The organism is Leisingera sp. JC11 (assembly GCF_040704725.1).
GTDB lineage: Bacteria > Pseudomonadota > Alphaproteobacteria > Rhodobacterales > Rhodobacteraceae > Leisingera.
Map to the genome: position 1 here is coordinate 64613 of NZ_JBFCVS010000007.1, position 21672 is coordinate 86284.

General features: G+C 64.6%; 23 protein-coding genes. 15 read left to right on the forward strand and 8 right to left on the reverse strand.

Features of this window, described 5'->3' with window-relative positions; genetic code table 11:
• Positions 1-26 precede the first annotated feature (26 nt).
• Genes AB1A62_RS09615 through AB1A62_RS09630 form a run of 4 tightly spaced genes read left to right on the forward strand, consistent with a single transcriptional unit; the run spans position 27 to position 4065 of the window.
• Positions 27-284, forward strand: a complete 258-nt coding sequence (locus AB1A62_RS09615) for a NepR family anti-sigma factor (RefSeq protein ID WP_366661282.1) — start codon at positions 27-29, stop codon at positions 282-284.
• Positions 277-834: an RNA polymerase sigma factor gene (locus AB1A62_RS09620; RefSeq protein WP_366661283.1), complete on the forward strand. Its 558-nt coding sequence runs from the start codon at positions 277-279 to the stop codon at positions 832-834. The genes AB1A62_RS09615 and AB1A62_RS09620 overlap by 8 nt, the downstream gene beginning before the upstream one ends.
• Positions 831-2603, forward strand: coding sequence for a histidine kinase dimerization/phosphoacceptor domain -containing protein (locus AB1A62_RS09625; RefSeq protein WP_366661284.1), 1773 nt, complete (start codon positions 831-833; stop codon positions 2601-2603). Before AB1A62_RS09620 ends, AB1A62_RS09625 begins: the two co-directional genes overlap by 4 nt.
• Positions 2578-4065 (forward strand): phospholipase D family protein, encoded by a 1488-nt coding sequence (locus AB1A62_RS09630; protein ID WP_366661285.1) that lies wholly within the window; start codon positions 2578-2580, stop codon positions 4063-4065. The genes AB1A62_RS09625 and AB1A62_RS09630 overlap by 26 nt, the downstream gene beginning before the upstream one ends.
• 120 nt (positions 4066-4185) lie before the next feature.
• On the opposite strand, the gene AB1A62_RS09635 is transcribed toward AB1A62_RS09630, so the two are convergent.
• From AB1A62_RS09635 to AB1A62_RS09645, 3 genes are all read right to left on the reverse strand, one after another.
• Positions 4186-4311, reverse strand: a complete 126-nt coding sequence (locus AB1A62_RS09635) for an entericidin (protein WP_366661286.1) — start codon at positions 4309-4311, stop codon at positions 4186-4188.
• A 10-nt stretch (positions 4312-4321) separates the two neighbouring features.
• Complete coding sequence (locus tag AB1A62_RS09640) at positions 4322-4810, reverse strand: hypothetical protein (RefSeq protein WP_366661287.1); 489 nt, start codon at positions 4808-4810, stop codon at positions 4322-4324.
• Positions 4811-5400: 590 nt separating this feature from the next.
• A complete protein-coding gene (locus tag AB1A62_RS09645; protein ID WP_366661288.1) occupies positions 5401-5817 on the reverse strand; it encodes a PRC-barrel domain-containing protein in 417 nt (138 codons plus the stop codon).
• 495 nt (positions 5818-6312) lie between these two features.
• Here AB1A62_RS09645 and ccoG point away from each other — a divergent pair, with 495 nt between their 5' ends.
• From ccoG to ccoS, 4 genes are read left to right on the forward strand one after another with little or no spacing between them, the layout of a single operon-like run.
• Entirely contained in the window at positions 6313-7743 is a 1431-nt protein-coding gene (gene ccoG / locus AB1A62_RS09650; RefSeq protein WP_366661289.1) for a cytochrome c oxidase accessory protein CcoG, read from the forward strand.
• Positions 7744-7746: 3 nt separating this feature from the next.
• The gene (locus AB1A62_RS09655) at positions 7747-8211 is read left to right on the forward strand and encodes a FixH family protein (protein ID WP_366661290.1); all 465 of its coding nucleotides are present in this window, start codon (positions 7747-7749) and stop codon (positions 8209-8211) included.
• 5 nt (positions 8212-8216) lie between these two features.
• Positions 8217-10394, forward strand: a complete 2178-nt coding sequence (locus AB1A62_RS09660; protein ID WP_366661291.1) for a heavy metal translocating P-type ATPase — start codon at positions 8217-8219, stop codon at positions 10392-10394.
• A 30-nt stretch (positions 10395-10424) separates the two neighbouring features.
• Positions 10425-10583: a cbb3-type cytochrome oxidase assembly protein CcoS gene (gene ccoS, locus AB1A62_RS09665; RefSeq protein WP_222479326.1), complete on the forward strand. Its 159-nt coding sequence runs from the start codon at positions 10425-10427 to the stop codon at positions 10581-10583.
• A gap of 207 nt (positions 10584-10790) precedes the next feature.
• Here the strand turns inward: ccoS and AB1A62_RS09670 are convergent, their stop codons facing one another.
• The 3 genes from AB1A62_RS09670 to AB1A62_RS09680 all read right to left on the reverse strand — a co-directional run bounded on the left by AB1A62_RS09670 (position 10791) and on the right by AB1A62_RS09680 (position 13775).
• The gene (locus AB1A62_RS09670) at positions 10791-12431 is read right to left on the reverse strand and encodes a D-alanyl-D-alanine carboxypeptidase family protein (protein ID WP_366661292.1); all 1641 of its coding nucleotides are present in this window, start codon (positions 12429-12431) and stop codon (positions 10791-10793) included.
• Between the two features lie 260 nt (positions 12432-12691).
• Complete coding sequence (locus AB1A62_RS09675) at positions 12692-13018, reverse strand: hypothetical protein (protein WP_366661293.1); 327 nt, start codon at positions 13016-13018, stop codon at positions 12692-12694.
• Positions 13019-13061: 43 nt separating this feature from the next.
• A complete protein-coding gene (locus AB1A62_RS09680) occupies positions 13062-13775 on the reverse strand; it encodes an HAD family hydrolase (protein ID WP_366661294.1) in 714 nt (237 codons plus the stop codon).
• Positions 13776-13881: 106 nt separating this feature from the next.
• On the opposite strand from AB1A62_RS09680, the gene clpS reads away from it, so the two are divergent.
• From clpS to AB1A62_RS09705, 5 genes are all read left to right on the forward strand, one after another.
• Positions 13882-14205, forward strand: a complete 324-nt coding sequence (gene clpS, locus AB1A62_RS09685; RefSeq protein WP_036761102.1) for an ATP-dependent Clp protease adapter ClpS — start codon at positions 13882-13884, stop codon at positions 14203-14205.
• Between the two features lie 12 nt (positions 14206-14217).
• Complete coding sequence (locus tag AB1A62_RS09690; RefSeq protein ID WP_366661295.1) at positions 14218-15207, forward strand: methyltransferase; 990 nt, start codon at positions 14218-14220, stop codon at positions 15205-15207.
• Between the two features lie 84 nt (positions 15208-15291).
• Positions 15292-16095 (forward strand): SDR family oxidoreductase, encoded by an 804-nt coding sequence (locus AB1A62_RS09695; RefSeq protein ID WP_366661296.1) that lies wholly within the window; start codon positions 15292-15294, stop codon positions 16093-16095.
• A 24-nt stretch (positions 16096-16119) separates the two neighbouring features.
• The gene (hemF, locus tag AB1A62_RS09700; RefSeq protein WP_366661297.1) at positions 16120-17001 is read left to right on the forward strand and encodes an oxygen-dependent coproporphyrinogen oxidase; all 882 of its coding nucleotides are present in this window, start codon (positions 16120-16122) and stop codon (positions 16999-17001) included.
• Between the two features lie 178 nt (positions 17002-17179).
• The gene (locus tag AB1A62_RS09705; protein ID WP_366661298.1) at positions 17180-17995 is read left to right on the forward strand and encodes a GH25 family lysozyme; all 816 of its coding nucleotides are present in this window, start codon (positions 17180-17182) and stop codon (positions 17993-17995) included.
• A gap of 128 nt (positions 17996-18123) precedes the next feature.
• Here AB1A62_RS09705 and hemC read toward each other — a convergent pair whose 3' ends face one another.
• The gene (gene hemC, locus AB1A62_RS09710; protein WP_366661299.1) at positions 18124-19083 is read right to left on the reverse strand and encodes a hydroxymethylbilane synthase; all 960 of its coding nucleotides are present in this window, start codon (positions 19081-19083) and stop codon (positions 18124-18126) included.
• Between the two features lie 184 nt (positions 19084-19267).
• Here hemC and hemE point away from each other — a divergent pair, with 184 nt between their 5' ends.
• Both hemE and AB1A62_RS09720 read left to right on the forward strand, forming a co-directional pair.
• Positions 19268-20302 (forward strand): uroporphyrinogen decarboxylase, encoded by a 1035-nt coding sequence (gene hemE, locus AB1A62_RS09715; RefSeq protein ID WP_366661445.1) that lies wholly within the window; start codon positions 19268-19270, stop codon positions 20300-20302.
• 63 nt (positions 20303-20365) lie between these two features.
• A complete protein-coding gene (locus AB1A62_RS09720) occupies positions 20366-20533 on the forward strand; it encodes a hypothetical protein (RefSeq protein WP_366661300.1) in 168 nt (55 codons plus the stop codon).
• A gap of 2 nt (positions 20534-20535) precedes the next feature.
• Here the strand turns inward: AB1A62_RS09720 and AB1A62_RS09725 are convergent, their stop codons facing one another.
• Positions 20536-21633 carry a CaiB/BaiF CoA-transferase family protein gene (locus tag AB1A62_RS09725; protein WP_366661301.1) on the reverse strand — a complete coding sequence of 366 codons (1098 nt, stop codon included), beginning with the start codon at positions 21631-21633 and terminating at the stop codon, positions 20536-20538.
• Positions 21634-21672 lie beyond the last annotated feature (39 nt).

Here is a 21672-nt window from a genome sequence, read left to right on the forward strand (position 1 = left end):
CGACGTTCCTTTTTTTTACAATATATATGGAACTATACGCACCGCCGCGCGTTTGGTTCCAGAAACAGCGCAAAAAATTGATGGATCGCATGACACAGCCACAACGTGCCCGGCCCCGCAATGAACAGGCCGACCGCGAAATCGATGAAAATCTCAAGCGCGCCTTCGATAAGGTCGCGAGCGAGCCTGTTCCGGACAGATTCACCGACCTGCTGAAGCAGCTGAAGGAAAAAGAGACCCAAGAAAAGGCGAAACAGTCAGAGGAGCACACCTCAAATGACTGATAATCTGGCCGACCCGAGAGACGACCTGGTCAATCACCTGGGCGCTTTGCGGGCCTTTGCAATCAGCCTGACCCGCAACAGCGCCACTGCCGATGATCTGGTGCAGGACACGCTGGTCAAAGCTTGGACCAACATCGAGAAATTCGAAGCCGGCTCCAACATGCGCGCCTGGCTGTTCACGATCCTGCGCAACACCTTTTACTCGCTGCGCCGCAAGCGTAAGCGCGAGGTCGAAGATGCGGACGGTGCGCTGTCCGGAAGCCTGGCGCAGAAACCCGATCATGACGGGCGGCTGCACATGCGCGACTTCAGTGCTGCCTTCGCCCAGCTGAACGATGAGCAGCGCGAGGCGCTGGTGCTGGTCGGCGCAAGCGGCTTTTCCTACGATGAGGCCGCAGAGATGTGCGGGGTGAAAACCGGCACCATCAAAAGCCGGGTGAACCGCGCCCGTGCCCGCCTGGCGGAGCTGATGGACCTGGACGAAGACGGCCAGATGGAGCTGACCGACACTGTCACAGCAGGGATTGTCGCTCAGCAGAGCGCCGCATGATTTCAATGCCGCGGCTGCAGGCAGGCGGGCTGCTGGCCCGCCTCGCGGCGCTGATGACCTTTGCGCTGCTGCCGCTGGGCCTGATCGCTCTGTACCAGACCAATGCGGTGGTGGAGGAAGCCACCCGGCTGTCGCATGCCTCCCTGCTGGACCGCACCGAAAGGGCCGCGGCCAGGGAGCGCGAGCTGCTGCAGCGGGCAGGCGGGGCGACAGAAGGCGTCGCAGCGGCCATTTTGCCTGTTTTTGAAGACCGCCGCGCCTGCGGGATCCTGCTTCGGGCTTTTACCGAAGGCCAGAACCCGTTTACCTTTGCCGCTTTCATCACACCGGAAGGCCGGATGACTTGCGCCTCAGACGGCAAGGTGCGGGACGTCTCCGAGCGGTGGATGTATCTGAAGGCCCGGCAAGCGTCGCAACTGTCGTTTGCCCTGGGCCGGAACCTTTTAGGGGAAGGCGGTTCTTTTCTTCTGGCCACCAGCCCGGTGCAGCGTGATGGCATCCTGCTGGGCTATGTGTCGATTGCCATCCCGCACAAGGTGTCCGCGGTCCGGTCCGGCAAGAATTGGTCCGACAGGGGAATTCAGTTTGTCACCGTCGACGACCAGGGGGAAATCCTGTCTTCCAGCGTGCCGGAGCAGCAGGCCGCTCAGGTGCTGCCGGTATCTGTGCCGCGGCGGGATTTGCTGGACCGCACCGGGGAAACCTTCTTTGAGGATGACCGTTCCGGCGACGAACGGTTTTTTGCAGTAACGGAGATTCTTCCCGGTCAGGTGTCGGTGGTCGGCAGCTGGCCGGTGGAAAACGCCATGACTGCAGCAAGAAACCCGGCCTCGCTGATGACCGTCGCTTTTCCCGTGCTCATGTGGCTGGCGGGGATTTCCGTGGCACTCCTCGGCCTGCAGCAAATGGTCATACGCCACCTCAGCGCGCTGCGCCGGGCCATGCGCCGCTATGCGCTGGGCGAGCGTGAAGACCCCAAGCTGGAACTCATCAACCCGCCGCGCGAGTTCGAGGAGGCGCAGCAGTCCTTCAACAGGATGGTTGTCATCCTCAGCGAGGCCGAGCGGCGGCGCGAACTGGACCTTGAGGAAAAGACGGTTCTGCTGCGCGAGGTGCACCACCGGGTCAAGAACAATCTGCAGCTGGTTGCCTCGATCATGAACATGCAGGGCCGCAGCGCTCAGACGCCCGAGGCCCGCCGGATGCTGTCACAGCTGCAGCGCCGGGTGCGGGGGCTGGCCACCATTCACCGCAACCTGAACACCAACCCGGATATCACAACCGTGGACAGCCGCGACCTGATCCAGGAGCTGATCGCGGAAATCGGTTCGATGAACGCCGGAACGGGGCAGGAGATCGTGATCGAAGCCGACCTGGCACCCGTGCCGCTGAGCCAGGATCAGGGTGTCACGCTTTCGATGCTGGTGTCGGAGGCGATGACCAATGCGGTCAAGTACCTGGGAGTGCCTGAAGGCGGGCGCCCGCGGATAGATGTCCGCCTGCATGAAACAGCGGAAAACTGGCTGGAGCTTGAAATCACCAACACCAAGGGGCAGCCGCTGGTCACGGAGGGTGACGGCATCCAGGGCACCGGCATCGGGGCAAGGCTGATGATGGCATTCGCGGCACAGCTGGATGGCACCGCCAGCACGCACGAGACCGAGACGGGCTACACCTACCGGCTGGGCTTTCCCGTTGTTGCCGGGGCGGTGCCGCCAGCCGCACATGACAAAGAACAGGATCATGACGCAGCAGAACCCGCAGTCTGACGACTTCAGCTGCCCGGAATTTTCAGTGCTGGTCACGGCGGAACAGGCCTGGCCCGCATTTGAGCGCGCCGTGCTGGAGGCCAGACAGGAAATCACGGCGAGCTTCCGCCTGTTCGACTTTGCCACCCGTCTGCTCAGCCCGGAGGCCAGGGAAGCAGGACAGACCTGGGCAGAGCTGATCGCCGCCGCCCTGCGGCGCGGTGTGCAGGTCCGTCTGATCGTAAGCGACTTTGACCCGGTGATGGCTGCCCCGCTGCATGCCGCAGCACAGAACACGCTCGCTCAGGCCAGAGAGATTGCCGCCGGGCTTTCGCGGGAAGAAGCCGCGCGGCTGTCGGTGACTGCGGCGCTGCATCCGGCCCGGGCAGGTATTCTGCCGCGGCTGGCGTTTTCGCCGTTCGTGCTGCGGAAACTGCGGAAACTGCCGCAGCGGCTGCGGCCCTCTGCCGCGGAAACCGGCCTGCCGCAACTGTATCCCGTCTCGCATCACCAGAAGGTTGCGGTGATCGACCGCCAGGTTCTGTACATCGGCGGGCTGGACCAGAACCGCCGCCGGTATGACACCGCCGCGCACGACCAGCCGGCGTTCAAAACATGGGCAGACGTGCAGCTGCTGCTGCGCGGCCCCGAAGCTGAAGAAGCCGCGGATCATCTCGACAGCTTTCTGGACGATATCGCCGGGTGCAGAACGCCTCCTGCCCGCAAGCACATCCGCCGCACCTTATCGGTTCCGCGCCGCGCGGGCTTTTGGGCGCTGTCGCCGAAAACCGTTCTGCGCGAAATAGAGGAAGACCACCTGGCCGCCTTTGCCCGCGCCCGCCGCTTGATCTATCTGGAAACCCAGTTTCTGCGCTCCAGCGTCATCGCCCGCGGACTTGCGGACGCCGCTCGCCGAAATCCTGATTTGTCGCTGATCCTGATCCTGCCCGGCTTGCCGGAAGATGTTGCGTTCGACGGGAATGAGGAACTCGACGCCCGTTACGGCATGGCGCTGCAGGCCGAAGCGCTTGACACGGTAAGCGCGGCCTTCGGCTCCCGCGCCTGTATCGCCAGCCCGGTGCAGCGCCGCATGGCCGCCCGGGACGCCCCCTCAACGCTGGCCGGCTCTCCGCTGATTTATTTGCACAGCAAGGCGCTCATCACCGACCAGGACTTTGCCATGGTCGGTTCAGCCAATCTGAACGGCCGGTCTATGCGCTGGGACACCGAGGCGGCTTTGCGGATCACCCGTCCGGACCGGGTCGCGCAGCTCTGGCAGGCGCTGGCCCGGCACTGGTGGCAGGAGGACCTGCCGCAAGAGGCGCTGGACCCGGAACGCGCCGCTGCTTGGTGGCAGCGTGAAATCCGCCGCAACCAGGTGCGCCGCCCGGAAGCCCGCCGCGGGCTGCTGGTGCCGCATGATCCGGACAGGATGGCAGAGCTGCAGCAGCCCTTGCCGGGCGCAACTGAAGACATCGTTTGACGCCGGGAGGGTCGCAGCCGGAGGGAAGAACGGTTCAAAACCCAACCCGGCCAGGGTTAAGAAAAGACCCGGCGCAGTGCTGCGCCGGGTCATTGAAGCTAAGGGAAACGCTCTAAACCTCTACTGCGCTTCCTGGGATTCCTCAGTGATTTCATCGCCAAGGTTCGACACATCCCTGCCGAAACCTTCAGCGGTTTCGCAGGCGGCCAATCCGGCCAGTGCCAGTAAGGCTGTCAGGATACGCATGCTGGCCTCCTTACTTGAGCTTCGAGGCCACATTGCCTGCAAAGGCATCGATGATGGCGTTGTAGAACAGATCGCTGTCGACGGTCACAACCGCTGGATCGGTGCCCTCGGGGTAATAGGCGTTCAGCTGATCCGCGGACACGGTCAGGTCATACCGCATGTCCTTGGATGCGTCGGCCATATCGATGTCGACATCGCCTTTCAGCACCCATTCGCCAACACCCAGTGCCTGCTCAAAGTTGCTGGCCAGCGCAACCGAGTCGATCTCGACATGGATTTCCGCGGCCCCTTCGGCATCAGGCTCGGCGATCTGGCCCGCCAGCTGTACCGCCAGTGCGGTTTCCAGGTCGGTCTCAAGGCTGGTCCAGACTTTCGCCGCGGGGTGGTTCTCGATCGCGCTCAGGTCAGCAGTCACGTCAATGTCGGAAACCATGGACCCGGCCGAGACCGCAGTGGCCATGGCAGCAACGAGGGTGGTGGTGCGGATCAGATGTTTCATTGTCGATGTTCCTTTCCATTCGTTTCCCGCTCGGGGATGCACCGGCAAAACGCACGGGCTTGAGCAAAGGTTCCTGGCTCAGCCTGAAAAGCTGAGGTTGCACAGGCGCATAGGCGGATTTTTGCGGATTTCTGGCAGGTTCAACCGCAGTGCTGCCAAGGCGTTGGTTTTCAAGCCGGTGCAACCGCCAGAAGGGGCATATGACACCGAAAAGACAGCCCGTTGAACATGTGCTGAAGGAAACCAGCAGCCTGGCCCGCAGAAACCGCGGCGGCACCACTGTCAGCCGGTTTGCGGAAGAACTGGGGCATAGTTCGCTTCCAGCTGTGCTGGCGGTCCCGGCCATGGCGGTGGTCACGCCGCTCCGCGGGGCGCGGTGCATTTCCTCTGCCCGCGGCGTGCCGGTTTTTTTGGCCGTCCGCGTGCCCCCGGCGCCAAAAGACCGGGCTCCGATCCGGAACCCGGTCTTGCAGGCCGCTTGGATCTGATGCCCGCCTGGTATGCCGGTACGAGGCAGGAAACCGGATGCCGGGCCGGCCGTCAGGCGGCAGTTCTCATAAGGAGCTGGAAAACCTCATGAATCCATATGTTTAGCCAGGCCGGTAATCCGGCAGCGCTTCCAGCTGCTCGCGGGTCAGATGGGTGATGACGCGCACATCGTTTTCGGCCTGCATGATCTCAATATCCCCCATGGACAGTTCGACCGGCTTCTCGCCGATGCCCAGGAAGCCGCCGACATCGATAATCACCGCTTCAACACCGCCGTTCGTGTTCACCACAATCTGCGACAACTCGCCGATGTGTTCGTCTTTGGCGTCATAGGCAGGCGCGCCCGTCAGCGCTTGTGCGGTCACCTCATTCATGCCCAGGGGCTCCATCGCAGGTCCGTCCGCGTCAGGGATCAGGGCTGAAAATCCGCCCTCGGATGCGCTGCCGGCACTGAGCGGGCTGTCTGCGGCTTCAGAGCCGGGCTGCAGCGGCGTGCTTTCTGCCTTGGCTTCGCCCATTACGCCAGTTCCGGAAGCGGCCCCGCCCGCAGGCGTTTCAAACTGGACACCGGCCCCGGCACTGCCGGACGCGCTGCTCCCGGGTCCGGCAAAACCGGGAACCGCGGCAGCAACAATCAGCGAAGTCGAAAGCATAAGGTGTTTCATAAGTTGATCTCCTGTGTGTTCCGCACTTCAGCGCGCCTGAAATACAGCCACCCAACCCGCACCGTCCGGGAAAGTTCCGGTGCAATTGAAAAATTCTCAAAAACCTGCGCGCAGGCTCTCGGAAGGGGCCAGGTGGAAATGGCGGCAGCCGGGGGTGTTTTCCGCCTCTGCGGCAACTTGCCTCTGGCGGGCCCGCAAGCTCAGGCATAGGTGGCGGCTTGCCGTTCCCGGGTGCAAAAGCCGGCCGGAAAACATGATTGTGTGATGCGCTTTTTGATCCACGTCAAAGTTCTGGCACTTTGCTTCTGTGACAAGGGCGGCAACACTGCCACAAGACGGAGAGAGTCCGTGAGCGATTCCAACCCGGCCCCCAGCCTCTACGCCGCCAGAGAGCCGATCTTCCCGCGGCGCGTGTCCGGCAAGTTCCGGAACCTGAAATGGTACATCATGGCGGTGACACTGGGGATCTACTACCTGACCCCTTGGATCCGCTGGGACCGCGGCCCTTCGCTGCCGGATCAGGCGGTGCTGCTGGACCTGGCAAACCGCCGGTTTTACTTCTTCTGGATCGAAATCTGGCCGCATGAGTTCTATTTCGTCGCCGGTCTGCTGATCATGGCCGGGCTGGGGCTCTTCCTGTTTACCTCTGCGCTGGGCCGGGTCTGGTGCGGCTATGCCTGCCCGCAGACGGTCTGGACTGACCTATTCATCCTGGTGGAGCGCTGGATCGAGGGCGACCGCAATGCCCGCCTGCGCCTGCACCGGCAGAAGAAAATGGATTTCCGCAAGGCGCGTCTGCGGGTCACCAAATGGACCGCGTGGTTCCTGATTGGCCTCGCCACCGGCGGCGCCTGGGTGTTCTATTTTGCCGATGCACCGACGCTGGCCTATGACCTGGTGACGCTGAACGCGCACCCTATCGCTTATTCCACCATGCTGATCCTGACCGCGACCACCTTCCTGTTCGGCGGTTTCGCACGCGAGCAGATCTGCATCTATGCCTGTCCCTGGCCGCGCATCCAGGCGGCCATGATGGATGAGGACACGCTGACTGTCGGCTACCGCGAATGGCGCGGGGAGCCGCGCGGCAAGCTGAAGAAGGGCCAGGTGGCCGAAGGGCAGGGCGACTGCATCGACTGCATGGCCTGCGTCAACGTCTGCCCGGTGGGGATCGACATCCGCGACGGCCAGCAGATGGAATGCATCACCTGCGCGCTGTGCATTGACGCCTGCGATGATGTGATGGCCAAGATCGGCAAGCCGCGCGGCCTGATCGACTATATGGCGCTGTCGGACGAGACGCTGGAGCGGAGCGGTCAGCCGCCCAAGAACGTCTGGAAGCACATCCTGCGCCCGCGCACCATCATGTACACCAGCATGTGGTCGCTGGTCGGTGTGGGGCTGCTGTTTGCACTGTTCATCCGCTCCGACATCGAACTGACCGTCGCGCCTGAACGCAACCCGACCTATGTGACGCTGTCCGATGGCTCGATCCGCAACACCTATGACGTGCGCCTGCGCAACAAGCACGGCGAGGACCGGGTGTTCAAACTGTCGATCAAGGGCGACCCGGCAATGCGCCTGCAATTGGAAGGCACCGTCTATCATTCGGTGAACGTGCCGGCAGATACGGCTCTCTTGCAGCGGGTCTATATCGTCTCCGCCAAGGGCGCGCCGCCGTCGCAGGCCTCCAGCACCCCGGTTCGCATCTGGGTCGAGGATCTGATAAACGGGGAACGGGCCCACAAGGACACCAGCTTTAACGGCAAGGGGAACTGAGCCATGGCCAAGCGCGAGCGCGAATTTACCGGCAAGCACGCCATCCTGCTGTTCGGCGGCGCCTTTGCGGTGATCATCGGGGTCAACATCATCCTGGCGGTCAATGCAGTGAAAACCTTTCCTGGGCTGGAGGTGAAGAACTCCTATGTCGCCAGCCAGGAATTCGACCAGCGCCGCTCAGCGCAGGAGGCGCTGGGCTGGTCGGTCTATGCTTCTTCGGCAGGGGATCAGGTCAAGCTGGAGATCACCGACGCCGATGGCAATCCGGTGAAGGTCGCCAAGCTGAGCGCAACGCTCGGCCGGGCAACCCATGTTCAGGACGACCAGAAACCGGAATTCACATTTGACGGCCAGGCCTATGTGGCGCCGGCTGATCTGGGTCCGGGCAACTGGAACATCCGCATGGTGGCTAGGGCCACGGACGGCACCGAGTTCACCCAGCGGGTGATCCTGCATGTGAAAGGCTGACCGCCATGACCGCCCAGCTCCGCCCCTCGCTTGCCGCCTGTCCCGCCTGCGTCGCCGCCCCGCATGAGGGTGCGGAGCAGGCGCCAACAGAGGCGCGGCTGGCGCTGTCCCTGCCGGGCATTCACTGCCAGGCCTGCATCTCTGCGGTGGAGCGGGAACTGAACGCCCATCCCGGCATCCATTCGGCGCGGGTGAACCTGACCTTGAAGCGGGCGCTGATCGAGGCAGAGCCGGATTTGCGTGCCGCTGACCTGATCCCGGTGCTGGAGGGCATCGGCTATGAGGCGCATGAGCTGGATCTGGCGGCTCTGGCGGCCACCCAGAACGACAAGATGGGCCGTGACCTGCTGATGCGGCTGGCGGTGGCCTTCTTTGCGTCGATGAACGTGATGCTGTTGTCGATCTCGGTCTGGTCCGGGGCCTCGGATGCAACCCGCGACATGTTCCACTGGATCTCCGCCGCCATCACCTTCCCGGCGATCATCTTCTCGGCGCAGCCGTTCTTTGCCAATGCCTGGAGCGCCCTGCGCGTCAGGCGCCTCAACATGGATGTGCCGATTGTGCTGGCCCTGGTGCTGGCGCTGGCAACCTCGCTGTGGGAGACCTTGCTGTCGGGTGAGCACGCCTATTTCGATGCGGCGCTGACTCTGACCTTCTTCCTGCTGGCGGGCCGCTACCTCGATTACCGCACCCGCGCCGTGGCGCGCTCGGCGGCTGAAGAACTGGCGGCGCTGGAGGTGCCCCGCGCCATCCGGCTGCTGGACGGGGACGAATACGAGGTGCCGGTGGCGGATCTGGCCATCGGCGATCTGATCCTGGTGCGCCCGGGCGGGCGGATGCCGGTGGACGGCGAGATCGTGGAAGGCCAGTCCGAACTCGACCGCTCGCTGCTGACCGGGGAAACCCTGCCGGTTTTTGCGGATCCCGGCCTGGCGGTCTCTGCCGGTGAAGTGAACCTCACCGGCCCGCTGACCATCCGGGCCACCGCGGTGGGCGAGGATACCTCGCTGCACCGCATGGCCGACCTGGTCGCGATCGCGGAATCGGGCCGCTCCCGCTACACATCGCTCGCCGACAGTGCAGCGAAACTCTATGCCCCCGGCGTGCATATCCTCTCGGCGCTCGCCTTTGCCGGCTGGTATCTCTACACCTTCGACATCCGCACCTCGCTCAACATTGCCGCTGCGGTGCTGATCATCACCTGCCCCTGCGCGCTGGGCCTCGCCGTGCCCGCTGTCACCACTGCCGCCTCGGGCCGGCTGTTCAAGAAGGGCATGCTGATCAAACACGCCACCGCTTTGGAGCGGCTGGCGGAGATCGATACCGTCGTCTTCGACAAGACCGGCACGCTGACCGCCGGCACGCCTGAAGTCACCAATCTGGGCGACCATGCCCGCGCGGATCTGGAGATTGCCCTGGCGCTGGCCGAAGGCTCCTCGCACCCGCTGTCGGTGGCGCTGTCCCGCGCCGCGCGGGAGGCCGGGATCAAGCCCGCCAGCGTTCAGGACATCACCGAGGTGCCCGGCTATGGCGCCGAAGGCCTGTACCGCGGCAGCCGTGTCCGGCTCGGCAGGGCGGCCTGGGTCGGCGCAGAGCAGGGCAGCCAGACGGCGGCCTGGCTCGATACCGGAGCCGGGCGTGCAAAGGCTTTCCTGTACACCGATGCCTTGCGCCCCGGCGCGGCGGAGGCGGTGGCGGCGCTGAGAGCTGCAGACAAGGATGTGCTGCTGATCTCCGGCGACACCACCGGCGCGGTAGAGGACCTGGCCCAGCGGCTCGGCATCGCCAAATGGGTGGCCGAGGCGCTGCCTGCGGACAAATCCGCCCGGGTCCGGATGCTCTCGGACCAGGGCAAGAAGGTGCTGATGGTGGGCGATGGCCTCAACGACACCGCGGCGTTGGCGGCGGCGCATGTCTCCATCTCTCCGGCTTCCGCTCTGGACGCGGCACGGGTGGCCTCCGACATCGTGCTTCTGGGCCAGGACCTTGAGCCCATCGCCGAGGCCTGCGGCGTGGCGCAGAAGGCCACCCGCCGCATCCGCGAGAACTTCCGCATAGCCACGCTCTACAACGTGATTGCAGTGCCGCTGGCCATCGCCGGGCTGGCGACGCCCTTGATTGCGGCGCTGGCGATGTCTACTTCCTCCATAACCGTTTCCCTCAACGCGCTGCGGCTGCGCTGAGCCCGCGCCTGCAAGACTGGTACTGAACTCATGAGTGTCCTTGCCTACCTGATCCCGATTTCACTGATCCTCGGCACGGTTGGGCTTGCGGCCTTCTTCTACACGGTGCGCAGCAACCAGTACGACGATCCTGAAGGCGACTCCCGCCGGATTCTCAGCGATGAGTGGGACGACAAGCCCAAGCCCTGACATCACTCGCAACCAAAAGCTCCCGCCTCCGCAGGTGCCCTGGCTGAGCCAGAGCCCCTTGGCGGTGCCACGCCCAACGGGAGGGTGGATGTACGCCGGAAAATCCGTGACGACGGGCACGAGAGCCTGCCGGGCAACGTATTGGATCAGACCATGAAAAAAGGCGCCTCCGCGGGCGCCTTTTCTGCGTTTGGCTTGAGACACTGTTCAGGACGGGCCGATCGGTTCGCAGGTCACGTTGCGGGCGTTCAGGCGGCGGCAGGCCAGTTCAGCCTGCTCCTGGGTCATGCCCAGGAAGTTCGCCTCAAACCCGCGGCGGGTCTTGGCCACCTTGCGCAGGGTGCCGTCCAGCGTTTCCAGCTCAGCCAGCGCCGTGCGCAGCAGCACCTTCTCAGCCTGATAGCGGCTTGTGTAAAGCCCGACATTAACACCCCAGTAGCGCCCGCCGGACGTCGACAGCCGGGTCACGACAACCGGTTCCGGCTCAGGCGAGGCCGCGGCCAGGCTGGCCGGGCGGGCCACCGGGCGCAATCCGGTGAAGGGCACCTTCTGCACGGCTGCAATCACCGCGGGGGCGGCTTCCTCGGCCGCGGGCAGCGGTTCCGCCTCTGCTTCCGCCAAGGCAACGGCGATGCTTTCACGCAGCGCATCCCCCCGCGCGGCACCATCGGCGCTGACGGTCTGAACGTTTTCGATCGGATCCTCAGCGGTTTCTGCTACGGCTTCTGCTGCTTCGGCCGCCGCGGTCTCATCCGCCGCTCCGGCTTTCTCTGCGGGCGGGGTTTGCAGCGCTTCCTCAAGCGCCGCCACCAGCACCGGCGATTCGCCTTTGCCCGGGCGGGTTTTCGGACGCAGGCTGGTGTTAACCTGGCCGGTCACGCGGATGGTCTTGCCCGCAACCCCGTGCGAGGGGCCGTCATCGGCGTCGGCAACCACCACATTGCCCGCGCCCTGGTAGGCCGGCCGCTGCGGCTTGCGCAGGGCGGCGCGCGACGGCGCCCGGCGGAAGCCGAGATCCAGCAGTTCCGCCACTTTGGCATTGCGTGACACGGTGGATTTTCCGCCAAAGACGGTGGCAATGATACGCTCGTTGCCGCGCTTGGCCGAGGCCACGAGGTTGAACCCTGCGGCCCGGGTATAGCCGGTCTTGATCCCGTCGGCGCCGCGGTAGGCCGCCAGCAGGCGGCGGTTGGTATTGGGCACTTCGCGGATGCCGGCATGGGTCGAGCGGCGCGAGAACAGGTTGTAGTATTCCGGGTAATCATACAGCAGGTGCCGCCCCAGCGTGGTCATGTCGCTGGCGGTCGACAGATGCCCGCTGGCGGTCAGGCCATGGGCGTTCTTGAAGGTCGTGCGGCTCATCCCCAGCGCCTTGGCGGTGCGGTTCATCCGGCGGGCAAAGGCCGCCTCGGAGCCGGACAGGGTCTCGCCGATGGCAGTGGCGGCGTCATTGGCGGATTTCACTGCCGCGGCGCGGATCAGATAGCGGAAGGCGATCCGCTGGCCGGATTTCAGCCCCAGTTTCGACGGCGGCTCTGCGGCGGCATTGCGGCTGATCCGGACCTTGGTATCCAGCGTGATCTCGCCGTTCCGCACCGCTTCGAACGCGATGTAGAGCGTCATCATCTTGGTCAGCGATGCCGGGTGCAGCCGGGTGTCGGCATTGCGTGAATGCAATACCTCGCCGGTTCGGGCGTCGATCACCATCGCTGCATAGGGCGCGGCTGCGGCCCGCTGCGGCTGCAACGCCAGCGTAAAGACTGCCAAGAGAAAGACCGCGGCTGTCCATAGGAACCGGGTACGGGAATACCGGCCTGACGCCGGTTTGACCTGCGTGATCACTGCCATGTTTGCCTCGTGCCGCCGATTTTCCGGCTGACGTTTTTGCCTGTGTGCAAAAGCGTAACACAGGGTTTACGAGGAATAAACAGCGGCGCCGGCACGAAGTCAGGCGCTTCGGCCGAAGGGTGCCGGCATGTTGTGTGTGGGTGTTGCCTGACCGCTAAATCCGGCAAGTCCTAACGAAAGGTTATCAAAAAAAGTTGCCGTTGCATCGGGGCGCGGGCAGCTTAAGCCCGGGTTGACAGGCCTTCTGTTCAGAATTCCGGTCAACCAGCGTGAAAATTGGTGACATAAAACGGGGTGGAATAGCTCAGGCCAAGCGAGAATTCGCAGGGCTGAAGCAGCCGCGCCTTGATGCGGGATTCGAGGTCTGCCAGCAGCGCCTGGGAAAACGCCTCATCCCGATGCGGCTTGGTCAGCAGAGCGACGCTGACGGTGATATGGGTGTGGTGATACCGGTCCGTGGGGTAGGCACGGCCCTTGCAGGCACCCGCACCGCCGTCGTGCTCCAGTATCACCGCTTCGATTTCATCGAGAATGGCTTCTGCATCGAGATCCAGATCGCTGGAGAATTTCAGTTCTGCGTGCGGCATGTGTCCGGGGCTCCCTTGGCGTTTGCCAAAGGGATAGCGCCGCTCAGCCCAGGCTGTCCACCAGATCCGCCAGCCCGCCGAGATCGGGGATTTCCGTGTAGCGCGGGCTGTGCTCCGGCGCTTCGGCGTGCTCGACCTCCCAGACCAGCCCGTGCGGCACATAGGTGCCCCAGCCGCCGGCCTCGATCACCGGCACCACATCGGACCGCATGGAGTTGCCGACCATCATCGCGCGCGCGGCGCCGTCGCCGTGGCGGTTGAAGATGTCCAGGTAGACCTCCGTCGTCTTTTCCGACACCACCTCGACCCCGTTGAACAGCTCGCCCAGGCCGGACTGCGCCAGCTTGCGCTCCTGGTCCAGCAGGTCGCCCTTGGTGATCAGCACCACCTTGTAGCGACCGGCCACCGCCTCCACCGCTTCGCGCGCATGCGGCAGCAGTTCGATCGGGTAGGACAGCATCATCTGGCCGGCGGTGATCAGCTCCTTGATAACCGGGGCGGGCACCCGCTCGCCGGTCACTTCGATCGCGGTTTCGATCATCGACAGGGTGAAGCCCTTCACCCCGTAGCCATAGCGCCCCAGGTTGCGCTTTTCAGCCTCCAGCAGCTGCCGTTCCAGCTGCTCCGGGCCGATGTCCGCGGGGGTGTGATCCTGCAGCAATTCGGCAAACCGTTCCTGCGTGACGCGGAAGAACCGTTCGTTGTGCCAGAGGGTATCGTCGGCATCAAAGCCGATTGTTGTCAAATTAGGTGTCAATCTGCGGGTCTCAGTCTCTTTTCCTGAACAGCTAAGAGGCTATATAAGCGTCACAGGAAATTCCATGCACCACTGGATCAAATTGCTTATGCCGCTGCAGCCCTTGATGATGACCGATCATTCTGATGACGACACGGAAGCCGGCGTCCTGACCAAGACGCGGCCCAAGACCAAGCGCCCGCCGCGCTACAAGGTGCTGCTGCTGAATGACGATTACACCCCGATGGAATTCGTGGTGATGGTGCTGGAGCGGTTCTTCGGCATGACCCACGCGCAGGCGTTTGAGATCATGCTGACGGTGCACAAGAAGGGCGTTGCCGTGGTCGGCGTGTTCAGCCATGAGGTGGCGGAAACCAAGGTGGGCCAGGTGATGGATTTCGCCCGCCGCCACCAGCACCCGCTGCAGTGCACCATGGAAAAAGAAGACTGAAGAGGCCCTTAGATGTCCGTTCGCTTGTCCCTGGCCGCCCAATCGGGCGGCTTTGCTGTGCCTGCTGAGGGCCGCATCGCCGTGTTCCACCCGCGCGCTGAGCACGACCTGTCGGCGCTGCCCAAGGAGCAGCTGCTGATCATCCAGCCGTTCCGCCCGGATCACGATCATTTTGCAGGGCAGGGCTATGACTGCGTGCCATCGCCGGAGGCAGGGGCAGAGTACGCCGCCGCCGTGGTCTTCCTGCCGCGGGCCAAGGCGCTGGCCCGGATGCTGGTGGCGCAGGCTGCTGCCGCCACCCATGGCCAGGTGCTGATCGACGGCGCCAAGACCGAAGGGATTGATTCGGTGCTGAAGGACCTGCGCAAGCGCTGCGAGCCCTCGGCGCCGGTCTCCAAGGCGCATGGCAAGGTGTTCTGGATCCAGGGCGGCACCGACCTGTCCGGCTGGCTGCCCGAGGGCCCGCAGCAGGTCGAGGGTTTCATCACCGCCCCCGGCGTTTTCTCGGCAGATGGCATCGACCCCGCCTCCCGCATGCTGGCGGCGGCGCTGCCGCAGAAACTGGGCCGCTGCGTGGCTGACCTGGGGGCAGGCTGGGGCTATCTCTCGGCGCAGGTGCTGAAGCACGAGGGCGTTGAGGAGCTGCACCTGGCCGAGGCCGACCATGCGGCGCTGGCCTGTGCCCGCCTGAACGCTGCCGATCCGCGGTCGCATTTCCATTGGGCCGATGCCCGCAGCTGGAAGGCGCCGGGCCCGGTGAACACCGTGGTGATGAACCCGCCGTTCCACACCGGCCGCGCGGCGGAACCGTCGCTGGGGCAGGCCTTCATCGGCGCAGCGGCATCCATGCTGGCGGCCAACGGCAGCCTGTGGATGGTGGCCAACCGGCACCTGCCGTATGAGACCGCGCTGGCGGAACGGTTCGCCCAGGTGCGCGAAGAGGGCGGCGACAACCGCTTCAAGATCCTGCACGCCGCCAAGCCGAAACGCGGGCGCAAGTAACCGCAGACGCGGCGCAATGGCGGTTTCCAAACCAGCAGGCGCGGTCTAACGTGCGGACCAGATGCTTTAGGGGAGTACCCTTTCATGTCCTTTTCGATCTCCGGCAAGACTGCCATCGTGACCGGCGCCGCCAGCGGCATCGGCCTGGCGATCGGCAAGCAGTTCGCCGATGCTGGCGCCAATGTGATGTTTGCCGACATGCATGAGGCGCAGCTGGTCGATGAACTGGGAGAGCAGGCAGACGAGAGCAATATCCGGTACTTTGCCGGCGATCTGCGCGAGCGGCTGACCATTGCCAACCTGCTGTCGGCCACCATCGACGCCTTTGACGATATCGATATTCTGGTCAACGGCGCCCGGCAGGTGGTGGCCACCGATGCGCTGGATCCGCAGGACGAGACTTTGGACCAGCTCTTGAACCAAAGCCTGCTGCCAACGGTGCGCCTGTCCCAGCAAGTGGCCAAGCGGATGATCAAGCAGGGTGAGGAGCGCGAGGACGACGGCCCCCTTGGCAGCATCATCAACCTCTCCTCGATTGCAGCCCGCCGCACCCACCCGGAGCTGATGGCCTATTCGGTGGCTTCTGCCGCGCTGGATCAGGCGACCCGCTCGCTGGCTGTGGCGCTGGCCCCGCACCGGATCCGCGTGAACTCGATTGCCTTCGGCTCGGTGATGAGCGCCTCGATGCAGGTGACGCTGAAGGAAAACCGCAGCTTCCGCCATGACATAGAGGCGCACACCCCGCTGGGCCGGGTGGCCTCTCCCACCGAGCTGACCGAGACCGCGCAGTACCTCGCCTCCGACGCCTCCGGGTTCATGACCGGGCAGGTGCTCACGCTGGACGGCGGCCGCACTCTGCTGGACCCGGTGTCCGCCCCGATGCACTGATTGGAAAGACCTGTGACTGCTGAAATGAAAGAGGAAAAGGCCCGGGCAGCTGCCTGGTTCCGGGAATTGCGCGACCAGATCGTTGCCGCGTTCGAGGGGCTGGAGGACAGCCACAGTGAGGGCCCGTTCTCGGAAATGGAACCGGGCCGGTTCGAGGTGACGGAAACCAAACGCACCTCGGACGACGGTTCCGACGCCGGCGGCGGGCTGATGAGCGTGATGCGCGGCGGCCGGGTGTTCGAGAAGGTCGGTGTCAATATCTCCGAGGTCTACGGCACCTTGGGCGAGCGCGCGCAGGCAGCGATGGCCGCGCGCAAGGGCATCCCGGGGATGAAGGACGATCCGCGTTTCTGGGCCTCAGGTATCTCGCTGGTTGCCCATATGCGCAACCCGCATGTGCCGGCTGTGCACATGAATACCCGCATGTTCTGGACCCCGCACGCCTGGTGGTTCGGCGGCGGCTCGGACCTCAACCCCTGTATCGAATACGACGAGGACACCGCGCATTTCCACGCCACGCAGAAACAGCACCTGGACCCGCATGGGGAAGACCAGTACCCGCGGCTCAAGGCATGGGCGGATGAGTATTTCTACATTCCCCACCGCAAGCGCGCCCGCGGCGTCGGCGGCATTTTCATGGATGACCAGAACTCCGGCGATTGGGCGGCGGATTTTGCCCTGACCCAGGACATCGGCCGCGCCTTCCTGCCGGCCTTTGTGCCGCTGGTCGAGAAACGCCGGGTGCAGGGCTATTCCGAGGCCGACAAGGACGCCCAGCTGATCCACCGCGGCCTCTATGCGGAATACAATCTTGTCTATGACCGCGGCACCAAGTTCGGGCTGGAAACCGGCCACGACGCCAACGCGGTTCTGATGAGCCTGCCGCCCCTGGCCAAATGGGTCTGAGCGGGGCCGGACCGGAACAGTGACAGCGCGCCGCTGCTCAGCGGCGCGTTTTTTCTTGCGGCGGATTTACGCTGACCTGCGCTCTTGGGGGCGCGACATAGCGCTGACCTGCGCTAAGATGAAAATCAACAGGCAAAGAAAAGAGCGGTTTTCACGAAGCGGGCAGGGAGCACATCACATGCGCAGACTGGTTCTTGGGGCATTGGCACTGGCATTGGCAGCAGGATGCGGCAGACCGCCCGAAAGGGCCGTCAGCGCACCGGCGGTCACCCGCACCGAACCCGCCAACGCGCGGCTTGCAGGGCTTTCCACCTATCCCCGTTTCGGCGACCGCGACCCGCATGACTGGGAAGGCCGCAAGCCCTGGTCCTACCCGGTCCACGGCATTGATGTCTCGCGCTACCAGGGCGACATCGACTGGCACAGGGTGCGCCGCTCCGGCGTCTCCTTTGCCTATATCAAGGCAACCGAGGGCGGCGACCACACCGACGCCAAGTTCCGCGACAACTGGCGCGGCGCGCGCGCGGCGGGGGTCAAGCACGGCGCCTATCACTATTACTACTTCTGCCGACCGGCGGCGGAGCAGGCGCGCTGGTTCATCCGCAATGTGCCGAAGGATGCAAATGCGCTGCCGCCGGTGCTGGACATGGAGTGGAACCACCGCTCCCGCACCTGCCGCACCCGGCCCGACGGCGCCACGGTGCGGGCCGAGGCGCGCAAGTTCCTGAATATCCTGGAGCGCCACTACGGCAAGCGCCCGGTGGTCTACACAACGGTGGATTTCTACCGCGACACCGGCATCGGGCGGCTCACCGGCACCGAATTCTGGCTGCGCTCCGTCGCGGGCCATCCGAAGAAAGTCTACCCGGGTAAAAGCTGGAGCTTCTGGCAGTATTCCGGCACCGGCCAGGTGCCGGGCGTTGCGGGTGACGTCGATCTCAACACCTTCCGCGGCAGCCCGGAAAGCTGGCTGAGGTGGTCCGGTCAGATCTAGCGCAGGCAGGGGGCCTTGCCCCCTCGCGCCCTTGGCGCTCACCCCCCAGGATATTTTTCAGCCAGATGAGGAGAGGACCCTTAATTCATCTGGCCCCCAATATCCCGGAGCGCGAGGCAGAGCCTTGCTCAGGCCTTCCAGTCAAAGAAGCCCTTGCCGGCCTTCTCCAGCAGTTTCGCCGCCATCTCCCGGCCCAGCCCCGCGCCGTCTTCAACTGCGCAGCTCTGGTCATCGCTGATCGACTCAGAGCCATCCGGCCGCAGCACCTCGCCGCGCAGGCGCAGGGTGGCGCCGTCCAGTTCCGCAAGCCCCGCAATCGGCGTTTCGCAGGAGCCGTCGAGCGCCGCCAGGAACGCCCGTTCCGCCGCCAGCCGCAAGCCGGTCTCATTATCATGGATCGCCGCCAGCATGTCGCCCGCGCGGCTGTCATCCGCGCGCCGCTCGATGCCGATGGCGCCCTGCGCCACCGCGGGCAGCATGTCGCTGGTCTCGATCGGGTTGGCGGGCACATCGTCCATCGCCAGCCGGTTCAGGCCGGCCATCGCCAGGAAGGTGCACTCCGCCACGCCTTCGGACAGTTTGCGCAGCCGGGTCTGCACATTGCCGCGGAACTCCACCACATTCAGGTCCGGGCGGCGATTGAGCAGCTGCGCCCGGCGGCGCAGCGAGGAGGTGCCGACCACCGCGCCCTCGGCCAGATCGTGCAGGGACTTCAGCGACGGCGAGATAAAGGCATCCCGCACGTCCTCGCGCGGCAGATAGGTGTCCAGCGCCAGCCCCTCCGGCTGCGCAACCGGCATGTCCTTCATCGAATGCACCGCGATGTCGATGGCGCCCGACAGCAGGTCCTCTTCGATCTCCTTGGTGAACAGCCCCTTGCCGCCCAGCTCCTTCAGCGGCTTGTCCGCCGCAATCAGCGCCTGATTGTCGCCGGTGGTCTTGATCACCACGATTTCGAACGCCTCCTGCGGCAGATCGAATGCGGCGGCGAGGCGGCTGCGGGTCTCATACGCCTGGGCCAGCGCCAGCGGCGATCCGCGGGTGCCGATCTTCAGGGGCGAAGCGGGGGAGGGCAGGGTCAGTGTCATGCAGAAAGCCATAAATCAGTTTGCGTCCCGGTGGAAACCGGTTTTTGCGCATCTCCCACGGGTGCCGCGCGCGGACTTTGACATAGGACAAGGAACGTTTGCCCGGGGCGCGGCAGATCGCCCCTGCTCTTGACATTCGCCCTCGCAGGCGTGACCTCAGGGGCGAATGATAGCGAGGATGACCATGGCCGGACAAAAGAAGCTGCTGCGCGCATTGGCGGGTGAGAAACAGGATGTGCCGCCGATCTGGATGATGCGCCAGGCCGGCCGCTACCTGCCGGAATACCGCGCCACGCGGGCCGAGGCCGGGGATTTCCTGTCGCTCTGCTACAATTCCGATCTGGCCGCCGAGGTGACCCTGCAGCCGATCCGCCGCTACGGGTTCGACGCGGCGATCCTGTTTGCCGACATCCTGCTGGTGCCGCAGGCGCTCGGTGCCGATCTGTGGTTCGTGACCGGCGAAGGCCCGCGGCTCTCGACCATCACGACTGAGGGGGACTTCGCCAAGCTGGGTCCGGCGTCCGATATCCACGAGACGCTGAACCCGATCTATGAAACCGTCCGCATCCTGTCGCGCGAGCTGCCCGCGGAAACCACGCTGATCGGCTTCGCCGGCGCGCCCTGGACCGTTGCCACCTATATGATTGCGGGCCGCGGCACCCCGGACCAGGGGCCTGCCCACGCCCTGCGCGAGGAAAACACCGCCCTGTTCGAGGCACTTCTGGCGCGCATCACCGAGGCGACAATCGACTACCTCTCCAAGCAGATCGAGGCCGGCGCCGAAGTGGTCAAGATCTTCGACAGCTGGGCCGGCTCGCTGAAGGGCGAGGCGTTCCGGAAATACGCGCTGGAGCCCTGCCGCCAGATCACCCAGGCGCTGAAGGAACGCCACCCGGGCATCCCCGTCATCGGCTTCCCGCGCGAGGCGGGCGAGAATTACGTGGGCTTTGCCAAGGCAACCGGCGTCGACTGCGTGGCGCTGGACAACTCCGTGGACCCGGTCTGGGCCGCTGCCAATGTGCAGGCGGACGGCTGCGTGCAGGGCAACCTCGCCTCCCGCCACATGGTGACCGGCGGGCAGGCTCTGGTCGATGAAACCCGCCGCATCGTCGAGGCGTTCAGGAACGGCCCGCATATCTTCAACCTGGGCCACGGCATCACGCCCGACGCCGACCCGGACAATGTGCAGCTGATGATCGACACGGTCCGCAACGGCTGATCTTGTGTTATCCAATAAGATGCGGCAATAGCCGCATCTTCGGATACATCCAGAGGTCTCACGATGGACTACAGCAGAATGGGCGGCGCCCGCATGGGCAGCAACAAACCCCGTCATTCGGAACACAATGCCAAGGGCACCAAGAAAAACCCGTTTGGCAAGCAGGCGGACAAGGCTGAGCTGCTCAAGCGGATGAAGGCCGCTGCCGAAAAGGCCAAGAAAGAGGACTGACCCTACTCCTGGTTCAGTTCTGCCAGGATGTCCTCCGTGTGCTGGCCGCGCCGGGGGATCTCCGGCGGCGCCCACTCAGGCTGGGTGGAAAACCGCGGGGCAGGGGCGGCTTGCAGCACGCCTTGGTCTTCAACCCAGGTGCCGCGGGTGTTCATCCCATGCGCCTTGGCTTCCTCCGGGTTCAGCACCGGCGCGACGCAGGCATCGCTCCCCTCGAACAATGCCGCCCAGTGATCGCGCGGCTGGCTGGCAAAGATCCCGGCAAGGCGGCCAGTGAGGGCAGGCCACTTGGCTTTGTCGAACTGCTGCTGGAATTCTGCATCTTCTGCCAGTCCCAGCTTTTCCAGAAACAGCGCATAGAACTTCGGCTCCAGGCATTGCACCGAGACATAGCCGCCATCGGCACAGGCATAGGTGCGGCTCCAATGCGGCCCGTCGAGCAGGTTTGCTCCACGTGTAACGCCAAAGTTTCCGGCCTGACGGATGCTCATCAGAAGGTTCATCATATGGGCCGAGCCGTCATAGATCGCGGCATCAACCACGCATCCTTTGCCGCTGGACTGCGCCTTGAGAATGCCCGCCAGCATCCCCGCCACCAGATACATCGCGCCGCCGCCGATATCGCCGACCAGCGTCGCAGGCGTCAGCGGCACGTCGCCGGGGGCGGAGGCATACCACAGTGCGCCTGACAGCGAAATGTAATTGAGGTCATGCCCCGCCGCATGGGCCAGCGGGCTGTCCTGGCCCCAGCCGGTCATCCGCCCGTAAACCAGCGCCGGGTTCACCGCGTGGCAGGCCTCGGGGCCGAGGCCCAGCCGCTCCATCACGCCGGGGCGGAAGCCCTCGATCAGACCATGTGCGGTTTTGGCAAGTTTCAGGAAGGTCTCCGCATCGGCAGGGTCCTTCAGGTCCAGCGTGATCGACCGCTTGCCGCGGTCCAGCAGCGAGCTTTCCGGCATCCCCGGTGTACGGCCCGGTGTACGGGGGGTGTACGGGCGGTGCACGCAGATCACCTCCGCCCCGAGGTCGGCCAGTGTCATCGCGGCAAAGGGGCCGGGGCCCAGGCCCTCGACCTCCAGAATGCGGATCCCGTGCAGCATTTTGCGCTCCCTTTGCGATGGCCTGCAAGCGCCAGTCTG